General features: G+C 37.9%; 25 protein-coding genes and 1 tRNA gene. 15 read left to right on the top strand and 11 right to left on the bottom strand.

Annotation, left to right across the window (positions count from 1 at the left end):
* Positions 1 to 205 precede the first annotated feature (205 nt).
* The 4 genes from ACQRCC_RS09715 to ACQRCC_RS09730 all read right to left on the bottom strand — a co-directional run bounded on the left by ACQRCC_RS09715 (position 206) and on the right by ACQRCC_RS09730 (position 2,470).
* Positions 206 to 293, bottom strand: a tRNA-Ser gene (locus ACQRCC_RS09715).
* A 67-nt stretch (positions 294 to 360) separates the two neighbouring features.
* Positions 361 to 1,077 (bottom strand): lysophospholipid acyltransferase family protein, encoded by a 717-nt coding sequence (locus tag ACQRCC_RS09720; protein ID WP_427850623.1) that lies wholly within the window; start codon positions 1,075 to 1,077, stop codon positions 361 to 363.
* Entirely contained in the window at positions 1,077 to 1,625 is a 549-nt protein-coding gene (locus ACQRCC_RS09725) for a Fe-S-containing hydro-lyase (protein WP_427850624.1), read from the bottom strand. Before ACQRCC_RS09725 ends, ACQRCC_RS09720 begins: the two co-directional genes overlap by 1 nt.
* A 2-nt stretch (positions 1,626 to 1,627) precedes the next feature.
* The gene (locus ACQRCC_RS09730; protein ID WP_427850625.1) at positions 1,628 to 2,470 is read right to left on the bottom strand and encodes a fumarate hydratase; all 843 of its coding nucleotides are present in this window, start codon (positions 2,468 to 2,470) and stop codon (positions 1,628 to 1,630) included.
* Between the two features lie 139 nt (positions 2,471 to 2,609).
* Here ACQRCC_RS09730 and ACQRCC_RS09735 point away from each other — a divergent pair, with 139 nt between their 5' ends.
* The 5 genes from ACQRCC_RS09735 (at position 2,610) to ACQRCC_RS09755 (ending at position 5,399) form a co-directional block, all read left to right on the top strand.
* Positions 2,610 to 3,056, top strand: coding sequence for a C-GCAxxG-C-C family (seleno)protein (locus tag ACQRCC_RS09735; RefSeq protein ID WP_427850626.1), 447 nt, complete (start codon positions 2,610 to 2,612; stop codon positions 3,054 to 3,056).
* Between the two features lie 150 nt (positions 3,057 to 3,206).
* Positions 3,207 to 3,404 (top strand): sulfur carrier protein ThiS, encoded by a 198-nt coding sequence (gene thiS, locus ACQRCC_RS09740; protein WP_427850627.1) that lies wholly within the window; start codon positions 3,207 to 3,209, stop codon positions 3,402 to 3,404.
* A 3-nt stretch (positions 3,405 to 3,407) separates the two neighbouring features.
* Complete coding sequence (gene thiF / locus ACQRCC_RS09745) at positions 3,408 to 4,055, top strand: sulfur carrier protein ThiS adenylyltransferase ThiF (RefSeq protein ID WP_427850628.1); 648 nt, start codon at positions 3,408 to 3,410, stop codon at positions 4,053 to 4,055.
* A gap of 4 nt (positions 4,056 to 4,059) precedes the next feature.
* On the top strand, positions 4,060 to 4,833 hold the full coding sequence (locus tag ACQRCC_RS09750; RefSeq protein WP_427850629.1) for a thiazole synthase: 774 nt from the start codon (positions 4,060 to 4,062) through the stop codon (positions 4,831 to 4,833).
* Complete coding sequence (locus ACQRCC_RS09755) at positions 4,833 to 5,399, top strand: thiamine phosphate synthase (protein ID WP_427850630.1); 567 nt, start codon at positions 4,833 to 4,835, stop codon at positions 5,397 to 5,399. The genes ACQRCC_RS09750 and ACQRCC_RS09755 overlap by 1 nt, the downstream gene beginning before the upstream one ends.
* On the opposite strand, the gene gyrA is transcribed toward ACQRCC_RS09755, so the two are convergent.
* The 6 genes from gyrA to dnaA form a co-directional block, all read right to left on the bottom strand.
* The gene (gene gyrA / locus ACQRCC_RS09760) at positions 5,394 to 7,901 is read right to left on the bottom strand and encodes a DNA gyrase subunit A (RefSeq protein WP_427850631.1); all 2,508 of its coding nucleotides are present in this window, start codon (positions 7,899 to 7,901) and stop codon (positions 5,394 to 5,396) included. The two genes, ACQRCC_RS09755 and gyrA, sit on opposite strands and share 6 nt — an antisense overlap.
* Before the next feature lie 13 nt (positions 7,902 to 7,914).
* Positions 7,915 to 9,846, bottom strand: a complete 1,932-nt coding sequence (gene gyrB, locus ACQRCC_RS09765) for a DNA topoisomerase (ATP-hydrolyzing) subunit B (RefSeq protein ID WP_427850632.1) — start codon at positions 9,844 to 9,846, stop codon at positions 7,915 to 7,917.
* Positions 9,847 to 9,855: 9 nt separating this feature from the next.
* Positions 9,856 to 10,941 carry a DNA replication/repair protein RecF gene (gene recF, locus ACQRCC_RS09770; RefSeq protein WP_427850633.1) on the bottom strand — a complete coding sequence of 362 codons (1,086 nt, stop codon included), beginning with the start codon at positions 10,939 to 10,941 and terminating at the stop codon, positions 9,856 to 9,858.
* A complete protein-coding gene (locus tag ACQRCC_RS09775) occupies positions 10,931 to 11,140 on the bottom strand; it encodes an RNA-binding S4 domain-containing protein (protein ID WP_427850634.1) in 210 nt (69 codons plus the stop codon). The genes recF and ACQRCC_RS09775 overlap by 11 nt, the downstream gene beginning before the upstream one ends.
* A gap of 20 nt (positions 11,141 to 11,160) precedes the next feature.
* Positions 11,161 to 12,267: a DNA polymerase III subunit beta gene (gene dnaN / locus ACQRCC_RS09780; RefSeq protein WP_427850635.1), complete on the bottom strand. Its 1,107-nt coding sequence runs from the start codon at positions 12,265 to 12,267 to the stop codon at positions 11,161 to 11,163.
* A gap of 263 nt (positions 12,268 to 12,530) precedes the next feature.
* Positions 12,531 to 13,907, bottom strand: coding sequence for a chromosomal replication initiator protein DnaA (gene dnaA / locus ACQRCC_RS09785; protein WP_427850636.1), 1,377 nt, complete (start codon positions 13,905 to 13,907; stop codon positions 12,531 to 12,533).
* Between the two features lie 383 nt (positions 13,908 to 14,290).
* On the opposite strand from dnaA, the gene rpmH reads away from it, so the two are divergent.
* The 8 genes from rpmH (at position 14,291) to rsmG (ending at position 21,151) form a co-directional block, all read left to right on the top strand.
* Positions 14,291 to 14,425, top strand: a complete 135-nt coding sequence (gene rpmH, locus ACQRCC_RS09790; RefSeq protein WP_427850637.1) for a 50S ribosomal protein L34 — start codon at positions 14,291 to 14,293, stop codon at positions 14,423 to 14,425.
* Between the two features lie 53 nt (positions 14,426 to 14,478).
* Positions 14,479 to 14,823, top strand: coding sequence for a ribonuclease P protein component (gene rnpA / locus ACQRCC_RS09795; protein ID WP_427850638.1), 345 nt, complete (start codon positions 14,479 to 14,481; stop codon positions 14,821 to 14,823).
* 21 nt (positions 14,824 to 14,844) lie between these two features.
* Complete coding sequence (gene yidD, locus ACQRCC_RS09800) at positions 14,845 to 15,057, top strand: membrane protein insertion efficiency factor YidD (RefSeq protein ID WP_427850639.1); 213 nt, start codon at positions 14,845 to 14,847, stop codon at positions 15,055 to 15,057.
* 23 nt (positions 15,058 to 15,080) lie between these two features.
* The gene (locus ACQRCC_RS09805) at positions 15,081 to 16,157 is read left to right on the top strand and encodes a YidC/Oxa1 family membrane protein insertase (protein ID WP_427850640.1); all 1,077 of its coding nucleotides are present in this window, start codon (positions 15,081 to 15,083) and stop codon (positions 16,155 to 16,157) included.
* 29 nt (positions 16,158 to 16,186) lie between these two features.
* Complete coding sequence (gene jag / locus ACQRCC_RS09810) at positions 16,187 to 17,077, top strand: RNA-binding cell elongation regulator Jag/EloR (RefSeq protein ID WP_427850641.1); 891 nt, start codon at positions 16,187 to 16,189, stop codon at positions 17,075 to 17,077.
* Positions 17,078 to 17,157: 80 nt separating this feature from the next.
* Positions 17,158 to 18,549 carry a tRNA uridine-5-carboxymethylaminomethyl(34) synthesis GTPase MnmE gene (gene mnmE, locus ACQRCC_RS09815; protein ID WP_427850664.1) on the top strand — a complete coding sequence of 464 codons (1,392 nt, stop codon included), beginning with the start codon at positions 17,158 to 17,160 and terminating at the stop codon, positions 18,547 to 18,549.
* A complete protein-coding gene (gene mnmG, locus ACQRCC_RS09820; RefSeq protein ID WP_427850642.1) occupies positions 18,515 to 20,422 on the top strand; it encodes a tRNA uridine-5-carboxymethylaminomethyl(34) synthesis enzyme MnmG in 1,908 nt (635 codons plus the stop codon). Before mnmE ends, mnmG begins: the two co-directional genes overlap by 35 nt.
* Before the next feature lie 15 nt (positions 20,423 to 20,437).
* Positions 20,438 to 21,151, top strand: a complete 714-nt coding sequence (gene rsmG / locus ACQRCC_RS09825) for a 16S rRNA (guanine(527)-N(7))-methyltransferase RsmG (RefSeq protein WP_427850643.1) — start codon at positions 20,438 to 20,440, stop codon at positions 21,149 to 21,151.
* Positions 21,152 to 21,213: 62 nt separating this feature from the next.
* Here rsmG and ACQRCC_RS09830 read toward each other — a convergent pair whose 3' ends face one another.
* Positions 21,214 to 22,194, bottom strand: a complete 981-nt coding sequence (locus ACQRCC_RS09830) for an alpha/beta fold hydrolase (protein WP_427850644.1) — start codon at positions 22,192 to 22,194, stop codon at positions 21,214 to 21,216.
* Positions 22,195 to 22,444: 250 nt separating this feature from the next.
* Between ACQRCC_RS09830 and ACQRCC_RS09835 the strand changes: the two genes are divergently transcribed.
* Positions 22,445 to 23,203 (top strand): ParA family protein, encoded by a 759-nt coding sequence (locus tag ACQRCC_RS09835; RefSeq protein WP_427850645.1) that lies wholly within the window; start codon positions 22,445 to 22,447, stop codon positions 23,201 to 23,203.
* Between the two features lie 19 nt (positions 23,204 to 23,222).
* The gene (locus tag ACQRCC_RS09840) at positions 23,223 to 24,137 is read left to right on the top strand and encodes a ParB/RepB/Spo0J family partition protein (protein WP_427850646.1); all 915 of its coding nucleotides are present in this window, start codon (positions 23,223 to 23,225) and stop codon (positions 24,135 to 24,137) included.
* Positions 24,138 to 24,148: the final 11 nt, after the last annotated feature.

A 24,148-nucleotide genomic window follows, 5' to 3' on the forward strand; every position in this document is an offset into this window, starting at 1 on the left:
TTTTGCTGTCTCACTGAGTCAGCTCAAACATAATATCATGATTCATATGTGTTTGTCAATAGTTTTTTTAAACTTTTTTCAACTTTTTTTGACATTCACATTTCAGCGTCTGATAATAGGAAGTTTTGTTAAAACTTCTATTTGCTTCCACGCCTCATAAGGCAAACAAAAAACTACTGAACTTTCTCAGCAGTTTTCGCCTTAACGGAGAAAGAGGGATTTGAACCCTCGCGCCGGTCACCCGACCTACACCCTTAGCAGGGGCGCCTCTTCAGCCTCTTGAGTATTTCTCCAGCAAGGGTTATTATACTATCCCCTTGTTTACTTGTCAACATGTTTTTTTATATTTTTCTTTTCTTTTTAATCAGACGTATTTGCATGTATTACTTCTTCAATTCTTCTCTTTACTTCTGCTGCAATCTGATTAGTCTTCATATCTTTATATTCTTCATAATATAGGGGGTTCAGAAAATGTACCTGAACTGTTACCGGTTTAATCGTATTCGTATCAAAAGGTTTAAATGAATCTATCAGAGCTACCGGTACAATCGGACATTGTGCTTTTGTAGCTGCTTTAAAGCTTCCACCTTTAAACTCTCCGGGATGGTTTCCATTTTTAGAACGTGTTCCTTCTGCAAATATAAGATAATTTCTTCCATTCTTTACTTCTTTTGTTACATCGATAATTACCTGCATTGCCTGACGGACATCATCCCTGTCAAGCAAATATGCACGCATACAGGCAATCACCTGTTTCAGAAATTGTATATTCTGAACTTCTTTCTTTGCTACAACAGAGAAGGGATGAGGACATACATCCAGAATTGCAAGTACATCATAAAGCCCCTGATGATTTGGATAGAACATAAATCCATCTTGATCCGGAATATTTTCCTGTCCATGCACATCTACCGTTACATTTCCGCCAATATTTGCACGACGGGTAATAAAGCGGAGCATTTCATAATGTTCTTCTTCTGTATACTTATCCACATGAGATGCATGATAACAAAGTTTTATCCACATATATGGCACAAGAAGAATATTTCTTAATACCATCATAATAATTCTTTTCATTATTTCTGATACTCCTTAATCGCCGTCTCATACAGATTATTGCCTTCACAGTCTGCCACTACAATCACAGGAAAATCTTCTACTTCCAGTTTGCGGATTGCTTCTGCTCCCAGATCATCGTAGGCAACTACTTCTGATTTTTTGATACATTTTGATAATAATGCTCCCGCTCCACCAACAGCTGCAAAGTAAACACTCTGATTTCTCACGATGGCATCCAGCACTGCCTGGCTTCTTTTTCCTTTTCCTATCATTGCTCCAAGTCCCAGATCCAGAAGCCTCGGAGCATATTTATCCATACGGCTTGCTGTCGTAGGACCGGCAGAACCAATTGGTCTTCCTTCTCTTGCAGGGGATGGTCCCATATAATAGATCATCTGATTTTCGATATCAACCGGAAGCTTCTCACCTCTGTTAAGAGTTTCATCCATTCTCTTATGAGCTGCGTCACGGGCAGTATAGATAGTACCGGTAATATAGACGTAATCACCTGCACGCAGCTTCTGTGCCTCTTCTTTTGTAATTGGTGCCTGAATATATTTTTCCATCTCTATACCTCCCTGATAATATGTCTGTTCACATGACAGCAGATATTAATTCCCACCGGAAGACCTGCTATATGAGTTGGATAGGTATTTACATTAACGGCAAGTGCAGTCACTCTTCCTCCGAGACCACCGGGGCCGATTCCGAGTCCGTTAATTTTTTCAACCATCTCTTCTTCCAGAGATTTCACCCATTCAATTTCTGAATGTGTCCCAACTTCTCTTGTCAATGCTTCCTTTGCCATCAGAGCACATTTTTCGAAGGTACCGCCGATTCCGACACCTACAACCATTGGAGGGCAGGCATTTGGACCTGCATCTTTTACTGCAGTAAGAATAGCATTCTTTACTCCTTCTATACCATCAGCAGGCTTCAACATGAATACACGACTCATATTTTCACTGCCAAATCCTTTTGGAGCAACTTTTATCTTAACTTTATCGCCGTCCACTATATTATAATGAATAACAGCCGGGGTATTATCTTTCGTATTTTCACGGATAATCGGATCTCCAACTACTGATTTACGCAGGAATCCCTCTACATATCCCTGGCGGACCCCTTCATTGACAGCCTCCGTTATACTTCCGCCTTCAAAATGAACTTCCTGTCCTACTTCCAGGAATACGACTGCCATTCCGGTATCCTGACATATTGGAATCATATCCTCAGCGGCAATGCGGAGATTATCCTGAAGCTGATTTAAAATCTGTTTTCCCAGCGGTGCCTCTTCTGTCTCTACAGCCTGTCTCATCGCATCATCCATATCTTTAGAAAGAAAGTGATTGGCTTCAATACACATTTCTTTGATATTCTTCGTAATTTCACTTACATTAACTGTACGCATTGTTGTCCTCCTTATCTTTTGCTTTCTTTAAATAGTATAATAGCAATGCAGCTTTAAAATCAAGTCAACGAAAAATAAACTTTCCAAATCATACCAATTGTTATAAAATATATTTAAGAAAATCAAAGGAGGTTTCTCTATGACTACTAATATTGATATGGAACAGCTTCAGAAGGATGCTGTTGATATTTTTAATTCCGGATTTGCCTGTTCTGAATCTGTAATTTATGCAATCAGAAAACATTTTGAAATTGATTTGTCAGATGACGCCATTGCTATGAGTTCCGGATTTCCATGGGGTCTTGGCGGCGGAGGATGTATCTGCGGTGCACTTGCAGGTGGAACGATGTGTCTCGGATATTTCTTTGGAAGAAAAACACCAGGTGATCCGAAGATTACGAAATGTTTTGAACTTACTAACGAGCTTCATGATTATTTTAAAGAAACCTGTGGAGCTACCTGCTGTCGTGTTCTTACAAAAGGGAAAGAAAAAAATTCTCCGGAAAGAAAAGCACAGTGTACAACATTTGTTGCCAATACTGTAAAAAAGGTTGCTGAAATTATTATTCGGGAACTTGAACAGTAAAAAATAATTGACATTTTACTCATATATTTTTATACTGAATCTGAATTACATATTGTAATAATTGAGATTGAACAGAAGTTCATGAAGGGGTGCACCACCACGGGTGTATTTCTTTGTGGACTTCTTTTTTTCTATCGGAAAGGAGGATTTATGATAACGGTAAATGGAAATGAAATTTTCTTAACTCTGCCTATGACACTGTCTGAATATCTGGAACAGAATCAATACAAATTAAATCGGATTGCTGTTGAATTAAATGGAAATATTATTCCCAAATCAGAGTATACTTCTGTTTCTTTAAATGATGGAGATCATCTGGAAGTGGTCAGTTTTGTAGGAGGAGGCTAGATTATGCAGAATTTACTTACCAGAGAACAGATATCGGAAGCTCTCATCAACCGCCATTCCTCTGAAATACAGGAAAAGCTCACCAGTGGAAATGTTGCAATCGCCGGATTGGGAGGTCTTGGTTCCAATGTGGCATGTTACCTTGCCCGAATCGGAGTAGGACATCTTCATTTGATTGATTTTGACATTGTAGATATCACGAATTTGAACCGTCAGCAGTATTTTATGGAGCATATTGGTATGTATAAGACAGAAGCTATTGTTTCTATTCTTATGAAAATTAATCCTTATCTGGATATCAGAACCAGCTGTGTAAAGGTTACTAAAGAAAATATTTGTGAATTATTTCAGGAAAATGACATCATATGTGAGGCTTTTGACGACCCTGAATCAAAGGCAATACTGGTAAATGGTATACTAGAACATTTCCCAGGAAAGAAAATAGTTGCCGCATCGGGAATGGCCGGATATGGAGACAGTAATAAAATCCGCACCAGGAAGATTACATCAAATTTCTATTTATGCGGGGATGAGACCAGCGAATCCGCACCGGGTAACGGACTTATGGCACCCAGGGTAGCTATCTGTGCTGCCCATGAAGCAAATATGATTACCAGACTAATTCTGGAAAACAAAAGAAAGAAGGACTGATATTATGAATTTTACAGACGATAAATTAATCATTGGAGGTCATGAATTTACCTCCCGTTTTATATTAGGTTCCGGTAAATATTCTCTGGAACTGATTCAGGCATGTGTTGAAAAAGCAGAAGCTCAGATTATTACCATGGCACTTCGCCGCACCAGTGAGCAGGATACTACCAATATTCTGGACTATATTCCGGATCATGTAACTCTGCTTCCCAATACTTCCGGATCTAAAACAGCGGAGGAAGCTGTCCGTATTGCCAGACTTTCCAGAGAGATATGCGGAAGTAATTTTGTGAAACTGGAAGTAATCCCAGACTCTAAATATCTCCTTCCGGATAATTATGAAACGATCAAAGCAACTGAAATTCTTGCAAAAGAAGGATTTATTGTTATGCCTTATATGTACCCTGATCTGAATGCCGCAAGAGCAATGGTCAACGCAGGTGCTGCATGTATTATGCCTCTTGGTGCACCAATCGGTTCTAACAAGGGACTTTGCACCAAAGATTTCATCCGTATTCTGATCGATGAGATTGATCTTCCTATTATCGTAGACGCAGGTATAGGACGTCCTTCTCAGGCATGTGAAGCCATGGAAATGGGTGCTGCTGCTGTTATGGCAAATACTGCGATTGCCAGCGCGGGCAATATTCCTCTTATGGCAGAAGCATTTAAACTTGCTATCCAGGCCGGAAGAATGGCTTATTTATCCGGATGTGGAAAAGTGATTGAGAAAGGTGCAAGCGCATCCTCACCCTTAACAGGAGTATCAAAATAATGAATTACAATGATGTTATTGCAGTGACAAACCGTCATATCTGTTCCCGCCCGCTGCCGGAACAGATAGAACGGGTCTGCCGCCTCCATCCACATGCTGTGATTCTCCGGGAAAAAGACATGGAAGAGGAAGAATATCTCATTCTTGCACGTCAGGTAATGGATATATGCAATTCCTATCAGGTTCCCTGTATCCTGCACAATTTTATAAATGCTGCCAGAAAACTGAATTGCAAAGCTATTCATCTTCCGCTTTCCGTTCTTCGGGAAAAATATAATCAACTGGAGTATTTTAAATTGATCGGCACATCTGTACATTCCACAGAAGATGCTTTAGAAGCAGTAAAACTGGGAGCTGATTATTTAACCGCAGGACATATTTATACCACAGACTGCAAAAAAGGAATCCCTCCCCGTGGGACGGAATTCCTTCGTAATGTCTGTCAATGCACAGACCTTCCGGTCTATGCAATCGGCGGTATAAAATTTAATGATTCACAATTTGATGAAATTAAAAGCTGTGGCGCCAAAGGCGGATGTATTATGTCGGGGGCGATGAATCTATGATTCCTCCCCCTCCATATTTTCGATTTCATTTCCATTTTCGTTCTCATTTACATTTTCTTCATCACCCTTGCGTACTTTTGCAATACTTGCAACGGTAATTTTATCTTCCAGATTAATCAGTTTTACACCGGAAGTAATTCTTCCAAGAACAGAGATTCCATCACATTTCATACGGATGACGATTCCCTCTGTATTGATGATCATAATCTCGTCATCTTCATCTACTGCTTTCACACCTACCACATTTCCGGTCTTTTCTGTAATCTTATAGCATTTTACTCCTTTTCCTCCACGATTCTGAGGAGTAAATTCTTCCATGGCAGTCCGTTTTCCCATACCTTTTTCTGAAGCGATCAGAAGATGAGTTCCCTGAGAATCCAGCTGCATGCCAATTACTTCATCCCGATCTGTAAGATTCATACCTCTTACACCCATAGATGTTCTTCCTGTTGAGCGGACATCCTTCTCATTGAATCGAATACATTGTCCATATTTTGTAACCAGAATAATATCCTTATCATCATCTGTATATTTCACTTCGATCAGTTCATCTTCTTCTCGCAGTGTAATGGCAGCAAGTCCGGTCTTTCTCACATTCATGTATTCTCTGATCGGGGTTTTCTTTACCAGACCTTTCTTCGTTGCCATGAACAGATACTCGCCTTCCCTGTACTCATCTATCGGGATAACAGCTGTAATCTTCTCTCCCGGCTGAAGCTGAAGAAGGTTTATAATGGCTGTTCCTCTGGAAGTTCTGCTTGCTTCCGGTATCTCATATGCCTTCATCCGGTATACACGGCCGGTATTTGTAAAGAACATGATATAATGATGACTGTGAGTCATAAACAGCTCTTCTACATAATCTTCCTCCAGAGTCTGCATACCCTTGATTCCCTTACCTCCGCGGTTCTGAGCCTTGAAAGTATCATGAGACATTCTCTTTATATACCCAAGCTTCGTCATGGTAATCACAACATCTTGCTTCGGAATCAGATCTTCCATGGAAATGTCATACTCATCAAATCCTATGGATGTTCTTCTCTCATCACCATATTTATCGCGGATAATCAGAATTTCTTTCTTAATCACACCGAGAAGCAGTTTTCTGTCTGCAAGAATTGCTTTTAATTCACCGATTCTTACCATCAGCTCATTGTACTCATTCTCAAGCTTCTCTCTTTCCAGACCGGTAAGAGCACGCAGACGCATGTCTACGATAGCCTGTGCCTGTACATCGGATAACTCAAATCGTTCCATTAATTCAGTCTTTGCAGTCTGTACAGTGGAGGAACCTCTGATAATCTTAATTACCTCGTCAATATTATCCAGAGCAATCAATAAACCTTTTAAGATATGTGCACGCTCTTCTGCTTTATTTAACTCATATTTTGTGCGTCGTGTCACTACTTCTTCCTGATGAAGAAGATAATAATTCAGCATATCCAGAAGGTTCATTACCTTCGGCTCGTTATTTACCAGAGCAAGCATAATCACGCCAAAAGTATCCTGAAGCTGTGTATGTTTATATAACTGGTTCAGGAGTACATTCGGATTCACATCACGGCGAAGTTCGATGCAGATTCGCATTCCTTCTCTGCTGGACTGGTCACTTAATTCGGTAATTCCATCCAGCTTCTTATCCCTTACCAGTTCTGCAATCTTTTCAATCAGACGGGCCTTATTTACCATGTAAGGAAGTTCGGTTACGACAATCCTGCTCTTGCCATTTGGCATGGATTCAATATCCGTCACCGCGCGAACGCGTATCTTTCCTCGTCCTGTTCTGTAGGCCTCTTCAATTCCTCTGGTACCCAGAATCATGGCACCCGTCGGAAAATCAGGTCCTTTCACAATCTGCAGGATATCTTCCATGGTAGTTTCACCATTTTCATCAATCTGATCGTCAATAATTTTAACTACCGCATTAATAACCTCTTTCAGATTATGAGGAGGAATATTGGTAGCCATTCCTACAGCAATACCGGATGTACCATTTACAAGAAGATTCGGAAATCTGGAAGGAAGCACCACCGGCTCCTTCTCCGTCTCATCAAAGTTAGGAGTAAAATCAACCGTATCCTTGTTAATATCTGCCGTCATTTCCATGGAAATTTTACTCAGTCTTGCCTCTGTGTAACGCATAGCCGCAGCGCCGTCACCATCTACAGAACCAAAGTTTCCATGACCATCCACCAGCGGATATCTGGTAGACCATTCCTGTGCCATATTTACCAGGGCACCATAAATGGAACTGTCTCCGTGAGGATGATATTTACCCATGGTATCACCGACAATACGCGCACATTTTCTATGCGGTTTGTCCGGACCATTGTTTAACTCGATCATAGAATACAGAATTCTTCTCTGCACCGGTTTCAGACCATCTCTTACATCCGGCAGTGCACGGGAGGCGATAACGCTCATGGCATAGTCGATGTAAGAAGTCTCCATCGTCTTCTTCAAATCCACTTCGTGGACTTTATCAAAAATATTGTCTTCCATCTCTTATCCTCTCCTATACATCCAAATTCTGTACATATTTTGCATTTTCTTCAATAAATTCTCTTCTTGGCTCAACTTTATCACCCATCAGAGTTGTAAATGTAAGATCCAGCTCTGATGTAGATTCATCATCCATAGTAACACGAAGCAGGATACGGTGTTCCGGATCCATGGTCGTCTCCCAAAGCTGATCTGCATCCATTTCTCCCAGACCCTTATATCTCTGAATCTTATTGTTCGTATCTCTTCCTACTTCTTTCAAAATGGAATCCAACTCTTCATCGCTGTATGCATACCATACCTTTTTATTTTTCTCAAGCTTGTAAAGTGGCGGCTGAGCCAGATATACATATCCCTGTTTGATCAGTTCAGGCATAAAACGATATAAAAATGTCAACAGAAGCGTGCTGATATGAGCACCGTCCACGTCGGCATCCGTCATAATAATAATCTTGTGATAACGAAGCTTTGAAATATCAAAATCATCATGGATACCGGTTCCAAATGCAGTAATCATTGCCTTAATCTCTGCATTGCCGTATATCTTATCCAGCCTTGCTTTTTCCACGTTCAGAATCTTTCCACGAAGCGGAAGAATAGCCTGAGTAGCACGATCTCTTGCAGTCTTTGCAGAACCTCCGGCTGAATCTCCCTCTACGATGTAGATTTCGCATTTGCTCGGATCTTTATCTGAACAGTCTGCCAGTTTACCCGGAAGTGCCATTCCATCAAGTGCTGATTTTCTTCTGGTGAGATCTCTTGCCTTTCTTGCAGCTTCTCTTGCCCTTTGGGCAAGTACGGATTTTTCAATGGTCATCTTTGCAACCACCGGGTTCTGCTCCAGATAAATCTCCAGCTGCTTACTTACGATGCTGTCCACCGCACCTCTTGCTTCACTGTTTCCAAGCTTCTGCTTCGTCTGCCCTTCAAACTGAGGCTCCTCAATTTTAACACTGACGATTGCAGTTAATCCTTCTCTTATATCTTCACCGGACAGATTTGGTTCACTGTCCTTTAATATCTTATTCTTTCTTGCATAGTCATTAAATGTCTTGGTCAGAGCATTCCTGAATCCTACAATATGTGTACCACCCTCAGGAGTTGTAATATTATTTACAAATCCATAAGTATTGTCACTGTAAGAATCATTATGCTGCATAGCCACCTCTACCTGAACATTATTTACCGTTCCCTCACAGTAAATTACATCCTCATAGAGAGCAGTCTTGCTTCTGTTCAAGTAGGTTACAAATTCCTTGATTCCTCCCTCGTAATGAAAGGTCTTCTCTCTTACATTTTCTTCCCTTTCATCCCGGAGGATAATTCGAAGTCCCTTTGTAAGAAATGCCATCTCACGAAAACGCTGTTTTAAAATATCATAGTCAAATACTGTTTCCTCAAAAATCGTATCATCCGGCATGAAAGTAACCTTAGTTCCTGTTTTTCCAGCTTCACATTCTCCTATAACTTCCAGCTTCTGTACGACTTTTCCTCTCTCATACCGCTGTTTATATATTTTTCCTTCATTGCAGATTTCAACTTCAAGCCAGTTTGAGAGCGCATTTACAACAGAAGCTCCCACTCCGTGAAGACCTCCGGACACCTTGTATCCTCCACCGCCAAATTTTCCCCCGGCATGAAGTACTGTAAATACGACCTCTACTGCCGGAAGCCCGGATTTGTGATTAATACCTACCGGTATTCCACGTCCATTATCCACAACTGTAACTGAATTATCCTCATTGATCGTAATTGTAATCGTATCGCAGAATCCGGCCAGAGCCTCATCCACAGAATTATCTACGATTTCATAAACCAAATGATGAAGTCCTCGAGATGAGGTGCTTCCGATATACATACCAGGACGTTTTCTTACAGCTTCCAGTCCTTCCAGAATCTGAATCTCATCTGCTCCATATTCATGCTGTACCTTTTCTGTACTCATATTATCCTCCTAGTTCTCTCCTGTTACCTGTCCTTCATGGACATGAAATATTTTGTTTATAGAAAAACGATGATTGACAAATTCATCAACCCCCGTACAGGTGATCAATGTCTGTATATCATCAATACTATCTAATAAATAGTTTTGCCTGTGTTTGTCCAGTTCAGACAAAACATCATCAAGTAAAAGAACCGGTTTATCTCTCGTGATCCTTTTTACCATCTCTATCTCTGCAAGTTTCAGAGATAATGCTGCCGTTCTCTGCTGTCCCTGCGAACCGAATTTACGAATATCTATATTTCCTGATTGAAAACATACATCGTCTCTGTGAGGTCCTACAGAAGTACTCTGCATTCTTAAATCTCTCTCCCTGTTTTTGATTAAGGCCTGTTCCAGCGTATAATTACCCGTATTAGGCTCATATATGAGAAAAAGATCCTCCCTCTCACCGGTAAGTTTTCTGTGTATTCCGGAAATAATTTCGTTTACCTGTTCGATGAAAATCTTCCTTGCCTCAATAATCTTTGTCCCATACTCAATCAATTGCAAATCCCATATATCTAAAGTATCTATGAGACTGTTCTGTCTGTATATATCCTTTAATAAATGATTACGCTGATTCACAATTCGATTGTAGTTAGATAGATTGCTAAGATATACTCTGTCAAGCTGGGACAATTCCAGATCGACAAATCTTCTTCTCTCCGAAGGTCCGTTTTTTATAATATTCAGATCCTCCGGTGAGAAAAAAACAATATTGATAATTCCAAATAATTCACTGGCCTTCCTGATAGGAATTTTATTAATGGCAATCCCCTTGGGACTGTTCTTTTTCAGATGCATGTCAATCTGATGAACCATTCCTTTTTTTTCCACTAATACTTCAATATGAGACTCATCTTTTTCAAACTGAATTAAATCTCTGTCTTTTGTCCCTCTATGAGACTTGGTAGTCGCACAGAGATAAACCGACTCCAGAATATTGGTCTTTCCCTGTGCATTATCCCCATAGAAAATATTAGTAGCAGGATCAAATTCCAGTGACAAAAGATCATAATTTCTAAAATTCTTTAATTTCAAAGAGTTAATCTTCAATTTTTATTTTCTCTCCGTCAAAAGATACTATATCTCCGGCATACAGTTTCCGCCCGCGTCTGGTATCGATTTCTCCATTTACTTCTACCAGTCCGTCCTGAATCACTTCTTTTGCCTCCACTCCCGACTCCACCAGTCCAGCAGCCTTAAGAGCCTGGCCTAACTTGATAAATTCTTCTCTTAATTTTATAATTTCCATATTTTTTCACCTGCTTTTCTCTAAATAGCATTAAAGTTTACCGGAAGAATCAGATAAATATAGCTTTCATTCTCATCCTTGATAAAGCATGGTGCCTTTGCATTCATGAGATAAAGATCAACTTCTTCGTCATCGATAACCCTCAGAGCATCAATCAGGAATTTAGGATTAAATCCAATCATTAAATCCTTACCTTCTTTGGTAATAAATATCTCTTCATTCATGGAACCAAGCTGTGATTTGATCTTAAGTTCCATAATCTCATCGCCAATATTAATAATTATAGGTTTTTTATCCCCTTCTTTTACCAGAAGAGTTGCTCTGTCTATACAGTTAAGGAGTTCTTTTTTATTGATTCTTACTTTTGTCTCATAATCACTGGAGAGCATCTGGTCAATCCTAAAATAATCTCCCTCTATCAGACGGGAAACCACCACTGTATGATCAAATTCAAACACAATGTGGTTATCTGTACAGTAGATACATACTTCACTTTCTACCTCACCCGAAAGAATTTTACTGATTTCAATCAGTGTTTTTCCCGGAACAATAATCTTTCTGTCAGGATATTCCTGTTTCAGCTGAATCTTACGGATAGAAATTCTATGTCCGTCAAGAGAAACAACTCTCAGTACGTTGTTATTGATCTCAAACAATTCTCCTGTCATTAATTTATTGCTTTCATTGTCAGCGATAGAAAATATAGTCTGACGGATTACTTCTTTCAGCGTAAACTGAGAAAGAAGGATCGTCTCGTTTTTCTCGATGATAGGAAGATAAGAAAAATCTTCTCCTGATTTTGCTGAAATATCGAATTTCGCTTTTTCACAGGTAATGGTCATCTGAAGGTTTTCATTGGTCTCGATTACAATTTCATTGTCCGGTAGTTTTCTTACAATCTCTGAAAATATCTTTGCATCAATTGCAATCATTCCGTGGTCGATGATTTCTCCTTCTATTTCTGTCTGAATGCCAAGTTCCATATCATTGGCAGTTAATTTGATAATGTCCATGGTAGCGTCAATGAGAATACACTCCAATATAGGCATTGTGGTCTTGGAAGGAACTGCTTTTGATACGATACCCACTCCTTTGACCAGATTTGATTTTGTGCATATGATTTTCATATGTGTATAACTCCTTTCACGCGCTGTTATAAATATATAATATAAAATAATTTCGTCTTCTTCGTAGTAGGGGCTGTGGATAAGTGGATAAGTGCCTTCAGCCCTTTATTTTCAAGGATTTTCACGTTCAAAAACTACGTTGAAATCTCAAAAATTGTCTGTTGATGTAGTGAGGACAACTTTTTTCATTCTCTGTAACGGAAAAGTTATCAAAAAGCAATTAACAGGTTGTCCACATATAATTGACAAAGTTATGAACATTTTTAAATAGGGTTAATCTTTTTCTTAATAATGTCAACCGTATTGTTTAATGTTTCGTTTTCTTTGATTTCTTTTTCTATTTTTTCTACTCCGTGCTTAATCGTAGAGTGATTCTTGCCTCCAAGAAGAAATCCGATGGATTTGAGAGGTACATCTGTCATATTTCTGCAAAGATACATGACAATCTGCCTTGCAGTCGCAAGGTCGGCATTTCTCTTTCCACTCTTTATATCTGAAACTGAAATTCCAAAATGATCGGATACGATATCAAGAATCAGTTCAGGAGTAACGACACGGTTATTTTCAGAAGAAATAATATCCTTTAATGCTTCAGCTGCAAGGGGGATATCGATTTCTCTCTTGTTCTGTTCCAGACGGTAAAGAGCAATCAGTTTGTTCAGGGATCCCTCCAGCTCACGGATATTTTTCTTAACATTTGTAGCAATATATTCCAGAACATCGTTAGGAATATTATATTTTTCCAGATGGTCAAGCTCTATTTTTTTCTGAAGAATAGCCATTCTTGTTTCATAATCCGGAGCGGAAATATCTGCGATCAGACCCCACTCGAATCTGGTACGAAGTCTTGCTTCGAGTGTTTCGATATCCTTTGGAGGACGGTCACTGGAGATAATGATCTGTTTTCCGGATGTATGTAAATGATTGAACGTATGGAAGAATTCTTCCTGCGTACTTTCTTTTCCGATAATGAATTGAATATCATCAATAAGAAGAACATCATTGTTGCGATATTTATCACGGAAATCTGCCATGGATGTTTCTTTTCCGTTCTTGAGAGCGTGAATCAGTTCATTGGTAAATGTTTCACTTGTTACATAAAGAACCCTCTTTTTCGGATTTTTATTCAATACAAAATGTGCAATAGAATGCATCAAATGTGTCTTACCAAGACCAACACCTCCGTAAAGGAACAAAGGATTATATACTTCTCCCGGAGATTCCGCCACTGCAAGGGATGCGGCGTGTGCAAAATTATTATTACCGCCTACAACGAAGGTATCAAAAGTATACTTGGGATTCAGTCCTGCTTTCTCAGCAGCAGATCTGGTATGTTTTTTTTCTGTTGCTTTTGATGCCATCTCTTCAATTGTGGCAAGTCTTTCATCCTCTTCGGAGATGAGAGTGACTTCATATTCAATTCCTGTAACCTCTGCGATAGAAACCTTCAGAGGCAGAAGGTACTTTTTCTCAATATAATCGACGCTGGAATTCATATTTACCAGGATGAACACGGTATTATCAACCACGTTATATACTTTTAACGGAAGGATCCATGTTGTAAAAGATACATTGGATAAATCGTGTTCTACCCGAAGATATTCTATGATTTCTGACCATTTTTCCTCAACGATGTTCATTACTGTTTAACTCCTAATCTGTACATTTCAAGCATTTGGGCATAAAAAACCACTCTTTACTATTCTACATCAAAATAAAAATTTAAGCAATGAAAAAAGAATGTTGATAACTTTATGAAATGAAAAAAGTGCGGAGGTGATTGGTTTTTTGATAGAAATTTTTATGTTATCATCATAAAATCACAAAGATATCAACATTTTGTGGATATCTTTTTTGGAACATAAAAACAGAGATGTATTGAATAAGAAGAAAAATGATGATTTTTTTAATATAAATAGAAGGAATTGCTTGACGTACAGCGTTTTTTTTTATATAATAAATTGCGATGTCTTTAGAAATGAACAGGTGTCATCCTGTATAAAATACAAGGAGGTGGATATCAATGAAAATGACATTCCAGCCAAAAAAGAGACAGAGAGCAAAAGTTCATGGTTTCAGATCAAGAATGAGCACAGCAGGTGGAAGAAAAGTACTTGCAAGAAGAAGAGCTAAAGGAAGAAAACTGTTGTCAGCGTAGGCCGCATATATTGTGGCCTTTTCTTCTACAAAAAAAAGACAGGGGAAATGACGATGGAATTTTCCGAATCATTAAAAAAAAATAAGGATTTTCAGACTGTCTATCGAAAGGGAAATTCAAATGCCAACCGTTATCTCGTAATGTACGTGTTGGAAAACCATTTAAATAAGAACAGACTCGGAATTTCCGTAAGTAAAAAAGTAGGAAATAGTATAGTAAGACATCACTTAACCAGATTGATCAGAGAGAGCTACAGGCTCAGTGAAGACAAATTTATGTGTGGGTATGATATTGTAGTGATAGCAAGAGCAGGGGCGAAAGAAAGAACATATTGGGAAATAGAAAGTGCTCTGCTTCATCTTGGACGTCTTCACAAATTAGTAAGAACGGAAACATAGTTTAAATGGAGTGACGAGAAGTTGAAAAGAGTGTTTATAGGACTGGTACGATTTTATCAGAAATATTTATCAGGATTGAAGGGATATTCCTCCTGCAAATATTTTCCTACCTGTTCTCAGTATGCAATAGAAGCCATTGAAAAATATGGTGCCTTAAAAGGGGGGCTTCTCGCTGTGTGGAGAATACTGCGTTGTAATCCATTTTCCAAAGGAGGATATGATCCGGTTCCCTAATAACACAGATGGAGGAAATAATAATGTCAGGTATTTTATTAGCAGCCAAGGCTGCAACGACCGCAGACTGGCCGATTGTTGGACAGATTGCCTGGTTACTTGGTAAGGTTATGGAGGGTATTTATACTGTATTGGATAATATGCTTCCAACAGACAATGGTCTTGTAGGATTATCAATTATTATCTATACAATTATCGTATATACTCTAATGTTGCCATTAACATTGAAACAGCAGAGAACAACAAAAATGTCTTCTGTTATGAATCCGGAATTGCAGGCAATTCAGAAGAAGTATAAAAATAAAAAAGATCAGGCATCTATGCTGAAGCAGCAGGAAGAGATGCAGCAGGTTTATGATAAATATGGTTCATCCATGATGGGAGGATGTCTTCCATTATTGATTCAGATGCCTTTGCTTTTTGCTCTTTATCCGGTTATTTATGATATGGAAAGATATGTTCCTGCAATTAAAAATGCGACTGCAGATGTTCATAAGTTTCTTTTGATTCCGAATCTGTCTATGTCACCGTCAGCAATGATCAAGGCAAGAGATACTTTCGATATGGCACCGGCGCTGGTAATTGTTGTTTGTATTGCATTGCCGATTATTTCCGGTCTTACACAGTATCTGAGTATTAAATTATCTCAGGCTATCTCCGGACAGAGTATTGATAAAGATAATCCGATGGCATCTACAATGAATACCATGAATGTTACAATGCCTTTATTCTCTGTATTTATGGTATTTACACTTTCATCTGGTATCGGTCTGTACTGGATTGTCAGTGCGATAGTAAGATGTGTACAGCAGGTTCTTATTAATAATCATCTGAAAAAGATGTCTGTTGAAGATCTGATTGAAAAGAATAAAGAAAAAGCTGCTAAGAAACGTGAAAAACGTGGAGAGAGAGCAGAAAAAATCAATGCGATGGCTCAGACAAATACAAGAAACATTTCTGGTTCTGCTAAAAAATCTACAGTTTCTGAAAAAGAAAAAGCAGAAAAACTGCAGAAAGCTCAGGAAAAGAGAAATAATGCAAAACCGGGAAGTCTGGCTTCCAAGGCTAATATGGTTAAAAAATTCAATGAAAATGATTAATCTTTCAGGACTGTAAGGAGGAAGAGAGTATGGAGGAAATTACAGTATCCGCTAAAACGCTGGACGATGCGATTACAGAAGCGCTTATACAGCTTGGTGTAACAAGTGACAGACTGGATTATGATGTAATAGAAAAAGGAAGTGCAGGATTTCTTGGTTTCGGAATGAAACAGGCCGTAATTAAAGCAAGAAGAAAACCTGAAGTGAAGGTAGAGCCTGAAATAAAGGAAGAACCAAAGAAAGAAGAAGAGAAAGAATCCATAGATGCAGCTGCAGTAAAAGCTGTAGATAAGCCGGCAAAAGAGCCGAAAAAAGATTTCAAGAAAGAAAATAAAAAAGAAACAAAAAAAGAGCCAAAGAAAGAATTTAAGAAAGATCAGAAAAAAGAAAATCGGAAAGAAACTAAAAAGGAAATTGAAAAAGAAAAACCTGAAATCAAAGAGGTTGAACTTGCAAAGGTTGAAGATGCAACGATTAAGGCATGCGAAGAATTCCTTTATAGTGTGATGAAAACCATGGACATGGAAGTTGAGATTGTATCTAAGATAGATGAAGAGGGTGCTCTCAGCATCGAGATGAACGGAAAGAATATGGGAATTCTGATCGGAAAACGTGGACAGACTCTGGATGCACTTCAGTATCTGACAAATCGTGTTGCTAACAAGATGCAGGATGGTTATGTGAGAGTAAAACTTGATACAGAAGATTACAGAAGAAGAAGAAAAGAAACACTTGAGAATCTTGCAAAGAATATTGCACACAAAGTAAAGAAGACAAGAAGACCGGTTTCATTAGAACCGATGAATCCATATGAGAGAAGAATTATTCATTCAGCTCTTCAGGGAGATAAGTCAGTAACAACGCACAGCGAAGGTGAAGAACCTTACCGTCGTGTAGTGGTAACTTTAGTAAGACGTTAAAAATAGGGGCTATGCCCCTATTTTTTTCATCTTCCAGAAGGCGTATTTGAATTATATGATTTAGGAGGTGCAGTTTAATGATGAAAAATCAGGCACAGACAATAGCGGCTATTTCTACGGCAATGACAGAGTCAGGAATTGGAATTGTGAGAATGAGCGGAAGTGAAGCAGTAGAGATTGCGGATCGAATATATAGAGGGAAAAGTGAAAAAAAACTGGAAGACCAGAAATCTCATACGATTCATTATGGATATATTGCAGACGGAGATGATGTAATAGATGAGGTTCTGGTTATGCTGATGAGAGGGCCACATAGTTTTACAGGTGAAGATACAGTTGAGATTGATTGTCATGGTGGTGTGTTTGTAGTAAAAAAAGTATTGGAAACTTTGATCAAATACGGGGCAAGGCCTGCAGAGCCGGGAGAATTTACAAAGAGAGCTTTTCTGAATGGAAGGCTTGATCTTTCACAGGCGGAGGCAGTAATCGATGTGATTCAGTCAAAAAATGAATATGCATTAAAAAGCTCACTCAGTCAGTTAAAAGGAAATGTGAAACAGAAGATAACAGATATCAGAAATAAAATTATTTATCATACAGCATTTATTGAGACAGCACTGGATGATCCGGAACACATCAGTTTGGATGGATATGACGAGACATTAATGAAAGTTTCACGGGAAATTATAGAGGAACTTCGAAAACTGATTGATTCTGCGGATGATGGACGAATTGTGAGAGAAGGAATTAGGACAGTAATTGTAGGAAAACCGAATGCGGGAAAGTCTTCTCTTCTGAATGCACTTTTAGGTGAGGAGAGAGCAATTGTAACAGATATCGCCGGAACTACCAGAGATGTACTGGAAGAAACAATTAATCTTCAGGGAATTTCACTTAATATTATGGATACCGCCGGAATCAGAGATACCAGTGATGTGGTAGAAAAGATTGGTGTGGATAAGGCAAAAAGTCATGCCGAGGATGCAGATCTTATTATATGCGTTGTAGACGCAGCTTCTCCTCTGGATGAAAATGATGAAGAAATTTTCCGGATGATAGAAAAAAAGAAGGCTGTTGTCTTGTTAAATAAATCAGATTTAGATATGATAGTAACGAAAGATGAGATAACAGAAATATATTTTAAAGGGAAGGATGTTCCGATTATTGAGATATCTGTAAAAAATGAGAATGGCATAGATATTCTGGAACAGACTTTGAAAGATATGTTTTATAATGGTGAACTTTCATTTAACAGTGAAGTGTATATTACGAATATGCGTCATAAGACGGCGTTAATTCAGGCTCTTGAGAGTATGAAAAAGGTAGTGGAGAGTATTGAAAATCAGATGCCGGAGGATTTTTATTCCATTGATCTGATGGATGCATACGAATCACTTGGAAGTATTACCGGTGAAACGATAGGAGAAGATTTGGTAAATGAAATATTCAGCAAATTCTGTATGGGAAAATAAAGATTATTATGATGTTGCAGTCATCGGAGCGGGACATGCGGGTTGTGAAGCAGCACTTGCATGTGCGCGTCTGGGATTTGAGACAATTGTATTTACAGTAAGTATTGACAGCGTAGCTCTTATGCCCTGTAACCCGAATATAGGAGGAAGTTCCAAAGGTCATCTTGTGCGGGAACTAGATGCTTTAGGCGGAGAGATGGGAAAGGTTATTGATCAAACATTTATTCAATCCAAAATGTTGAATCAGTCTAAAGGGCCGGCGGTTCACTCTCTGCGCGCTCAAGCGGATAAAGCCTGGTATAGCAGGACCATGAGGCAGGTTCTGGAAAATCAGGAAAGGCTGGAGTTAAAGCAGGCAGAAGTAGTAGAAATACTGACAGAAAATGGAAAAGTGACGGGAGTGCAGACTTATTCCGGAACAATTTACCGTTGCAAGGCAGTGATACTGTGTACGGGAACTTATCTGAAATCCAGATGTATTTACGGTGATGTCAGCACAAATACCGGTCCTAATGGACTCCAGGCTGCAAATTACCTGACAGACAGTCTGAAAAAACTGGGAATAAAAATGTATCGATTTAAAACAGGAACACCTGCTCGGATTGATAAAAATACAGTAGATTTTTCAAAAATGGAAGAGCAGTTTGGAGATGAGAGGATTGTTCCATTTTCCTTTACGACAAATCCGGATGATATACAGAAAGATCAGGTTTCCTGTTGGCTTACTTATACAAATGAAAAGACCCATGAGATTATAAGAAATAATCTGGATAGATCTCCTCTTTTTTCTGGAATGATAGAAGGAACCGGACCCAGATATTGTCCGTCTATAGAAGATAAGGTGGTAAAATTTGCGGATAAAAACCGCCATCAGGTATTCATTGAGCCGGAGGGACTTGAAACCAACGAAATGTATATCGGAGGAATGTCAAGCTCTCTTCCTGAGGATGTTCAGTATGCTATGTACAGAACTGTCCCGGGACTGGAACATGTAAAAATTGTCAGAAATGCTTATGCTATTGAATATGACTGTATAGATGCAAGACAGTTAAAACCTACTCTGGAATTCAAAAATGTGGAGGGGCTGTTCAGTGGAGGACAGTTTAACGGAAGCTCCGGTTATGAGGAAGCAGCAGCTCAGGGATTGATGGCAGGAATTAATACTGCGAGAAAACTGCAGGGAAAGGAAGGAATCATACTGGATCGATCAGAAGCATATATTGGTGTGCTTATTGATGATCTGGTTACTAAAGAAAGCCATGAGCCTTACCGAATGATGACTTCAAGGGCTGAGTATCGTCTGTTGCTTCGTCAGGATAATGCTGATCAGAGATTAAGCAGAATAGGATATGAAGTAGGACTGATATCAGAAGAAAGATATAAGAGAGTTGTGGATAAGATGTACTGGATTGAAAAAGAAATTGAACGTCTGGAGCATGTTAATATCGGTGCTAATGCGGAAGTTCAGGACATTTTGAAGCAGTATGGAAGTACACCTCTGAATTCCGGGACAACACTGGCGGAGTTAATACGGCGCCCCGAATTATCCTATGAGAAACTTGAGAGTCTGGATAAAATGCATTCGGAACTTCCTGTGGGATTAAAAAATGAGATTTTGGAACAGGTTAACATAAATATAAAATATGATGGTTATATAAAACGGCAGAAAAAGCAGGTTGAACAGTTTAAAAAACTGGAAAATAAAAAAATACCGGATAATATTGATTATGATGCAGTGAAAAGTCTAAGAATAGAAGCAGTTCAGAAATTAAAAGAGTATCGTCCTGTTTCTATTGGACAGGCATCTCGTATATCGGGTGTATCGCCTGCAGATATATCTGTTTTACTTGTTTATCTGGAACAGTTTCGATAAAAGGAAGAAAATAAAATGAGTGAAATATTTAAGAGTAAATTAAATGAATTAAATATATCTCTTACAGAACAAATGTATCAGCAATTTGATAAATATTATGAGATTCTTGTAGAGTGGAATAAAGTGATGAATTTGACGGGAATCACAGAATATGAAGAAGTAAATGAAAAGCATTTTGTTGACAGTTTATCTATAGTGAAAATTCAGGATTTAAAAAATATTGAATCTGTAATAGACATAGGAACCGGAGCGGGATTTCCTGGAATACCATTGAAGATTGCATTTCCACATTTGAAAATTACTCTTCTGGATTCTTTAAATAAGAGAATTAAATTCCTTAACGAAGTAATAGATCAACTGGGACTTCAGAATATTGAGACAATTCATGGAAGAGCAGAAGATTCTGCAAAGCAGAAGGAATATAGAGAAAGTTATGATCTATGTGTTTCCAGAGCAGTAGCAAATCTTTCTACTTTATCTGAATATTGTCTCCCATATGTGAAAGAAGGCGGATTCTTTATACCATATAAATCTGGAGAGATAGAAGAAGAACTAAAGAATTCAGAAAGAGCAGTTAAAATCCTTGGCGGAGATATAAAAGATATAGTGAAATTTGAATTGCCGGGAACTGATATTAAACGTTCTTTTATCAAAATAGAAAAGAAAGAACACACGGCAAAAAAATATCCAAGAAAAGCTGGCTTGCCGGCAAAAGAACCATTAAGTTAAAGTAAAAGAACTTTAGATGAAAAAATGCGGGGCGTGATTGTACGACCCGCATTTTGCACTAACTAATTAGGTATATTTGAAGTATAGTCACTAACTAAAAGTATAGAAACATTTTTTGTGAATTCATCTGCCTTCTCCAATTGAGGAAGAAATTTTGTATTTTCTATTTCTATTATTTCTATAGAAGGCAAAAGTGTCTGATATTGTTTTGCGTACTCCATTTGAATTTCTTCTTTTTCTCCTACAAATATAAAAATACTATTGTTTAGCCCTTCAAGATATAAAGAAATATTAGCTGTTGTATAATATCCACAAATACTTGCAAAAAGGAATTTAGAAGAAGCATTTCCACAATGTGCAGCTTCATAATATGTTTTTACTAGTTGATTATCAATCTTACTGCAATCATAATAGTACTTTTCAGAGAAAGTCAGTTGAATATTTTTTTCTGTAGTCAAGAGGTTATATAATAATGTGCCAATAAGAGGAAGATTAATCAGTTTTGTGAGTACTTTTGTACTTTTAGTTGGTATATTAGATGTTGCTTTAATATCGGACGGATTGATAAGAATAATATTATCAATGATATCATGATCATTATGACAAGCTCCTAATACAAAGCTGGCGGATAAACCTGTTGCTGCAATATCAGTTTTTTCATTGATTATATTTTTAATAAAATCTGTAATCATTTGAACATATAAAAAGTTTGTATATGTGATATTAGGTTTATCTGAACGACCACAGCCTAATAAATCAATTGCATAGACCGTATGATTATGACTGAGATTTTTTATTATTTTTTTCCATTCCATAGCCGAACTAAACGTGGATAAATCGTGAACAAGAAGTATAGGCTTTCCGTTTCCTGTTTTTTTATAAAATATTTTTCCAAATTTCCACTCATAATAATTACCATCGCTATTGTTAAGATTATTGTCTACGATAGAAGATAAGTAAATTGTTTTATTTATCAAATGTATACCAATTGCAGCAGAACCAGTTAATAACGTTGTGAGAGTAATCTTTTTCTTCCAACCCATTATGAAGCCTCCTTCATTTTTTCTTATTAAATAGTTTATCACAAAGAGGTAAAGTCATCAACGAAACATGATGAATAAATATAAATTAAGTAATTGTTTAGAACTATCTTTCAAAATGCGCTAAAAAGTGAAAATGTTTCACGTGAAACATTTGGTTAAAAAGTAGAAAAATGTTTCACGTGAAACATTTGGTGGATTATAAAAAGAAAAAGTGATATACTAGTTTTAGTAAAAGAAAGGTGATGAACATATGGGGAGAATTATAGCAATAGCGAACCAAAAGGGTGGAGTAGGAAAAACAACAACTGCAATCAACTTATCCGCCTGTCTGGCTGAAAAAGGAAAAAGAGTTTTAGCGGTTGATATGGATCCACAGGGAAATATGACAAGTGGACTGGGTGTTGACAAAGATAATGCAGAAAAAACAGTTTATGATCTGATTATAGGAGAAGCAGAAATAAATGAAGTAATCTGTCAGGAAGCATTAGAAAATCTTGATGTGATTCCAACAAATATAGACTTATCTGCAGCTGAGATTGAACTGATAGGGGTTGAAGATAAGGAATATATTATAAGAAATGCGATACATAGAGTGAAGGATGAATATGATTTTGTGATTATAGACTGTCCTCCATCATTAAGTATGTTAACAGTTAACGCTATGACAACAGCTGACAGTGTTCTGGTTCCTATTCAATGTGAATATTATGCGTTGGAAGGATTGAGTCAGTTGATACATACAATTGAACTGGTTAAGGAAAGACTGAATCCGGAGCTCGAGATAGAGGGAGTTGTATTTACAATGTACGATGCGAGAACAAATCTATCCCTTCAGGTGGTGGAAAATGTAAAAGACAATCTTAATCAGAATATATATAAAACCATAATACCAAGAAATATTCGTTTGGCAGAAGCTCCCAGTTATGGTATGCCTATCAATAAATATGATACAAAATCTACAGGAGCAGAAAGTTATCGAATGCTAGCAGAAGAAGTGATTAATAGATAGTTTAACAGGAGGAAATAATATGGCCGTAAAGAAAAAAGGACTAGGAAAAGGCCTTGATAGTCTGATACCAGCCGGAAATTCTGCGAAAACTGTATCTAAATCGTCGGAGATGGTCTCTCAGAGTAGTGAAGTATCTGAAAAAGGCGAAAAAATGGTAAAAATAAATATGGTAGAGCCAAACAGAAATCAGCCGAGAAGAAATTTTGAAGAAGATTCACTTCTGGAATTAGCAGATTCTATCAAGCAATTTGGTGTATTACAGCCATTAATTGTAAGAAAACAAAACGATTATTATGAAATAATCGCAGGAGAAAGACGATGGAGAGCAGCAAAACTTGCCGGAATTAAGGAAATACCTGTGATTGTAAAGGATTACAGCCAACAGGAAATCGTAGAAATTGCTCTTATTGAAAACATACAGAGAGAAAACCTGAATCCAATCGAAGAAGCAATGGCCTTTAAAAGATTATTAACTGAGTTTAATTTAAAACAGGATGAGGTGGCGGAAAGAGTATCAAAGAGCAGGACAGCGGTTACTAATTCTATGCGTCTTCTGAAATTGAATGAAAAAGTACAGCAGATGATAGTAGATGATATGATAAGCACGGGACATGCAAGAGCTCTTCTGGCAATTGATGATCCGGAACAACAATATCAGCTGGCAAATAAAATATTTGATGAAAAGTTAAGTGTTCGTGAAACAGAAAAACTGATAAAAGAATTGAAAAATCCCAAAAAACCAAAACCTAAAAAAGTAGTAGAGAACGCTTTTATATACGAGGATATTGGAAATAAGATGAAACAGGTACTGGGAACAAAGGTAAATGTGACATCCAAAGGAAATGGAAAGGGGAAGATAGAGATAGAGTATTACTCTGACGAAGAATTAGAACGTATGTTTGAAATGATAATGTCATTGCAAAAGGGAGAATAAATGAAAGGAAA

It is taken from the genome of Sporofaciens sp. SGI.106, assembly GCF_050314255.1.
In the GTDB taxonomy this organism is placed as follows: domain Bacteria; phylum Bacillota; class Clostridia; order Lachnospirales; family Lachnospiraceae; genus Claveliimonas.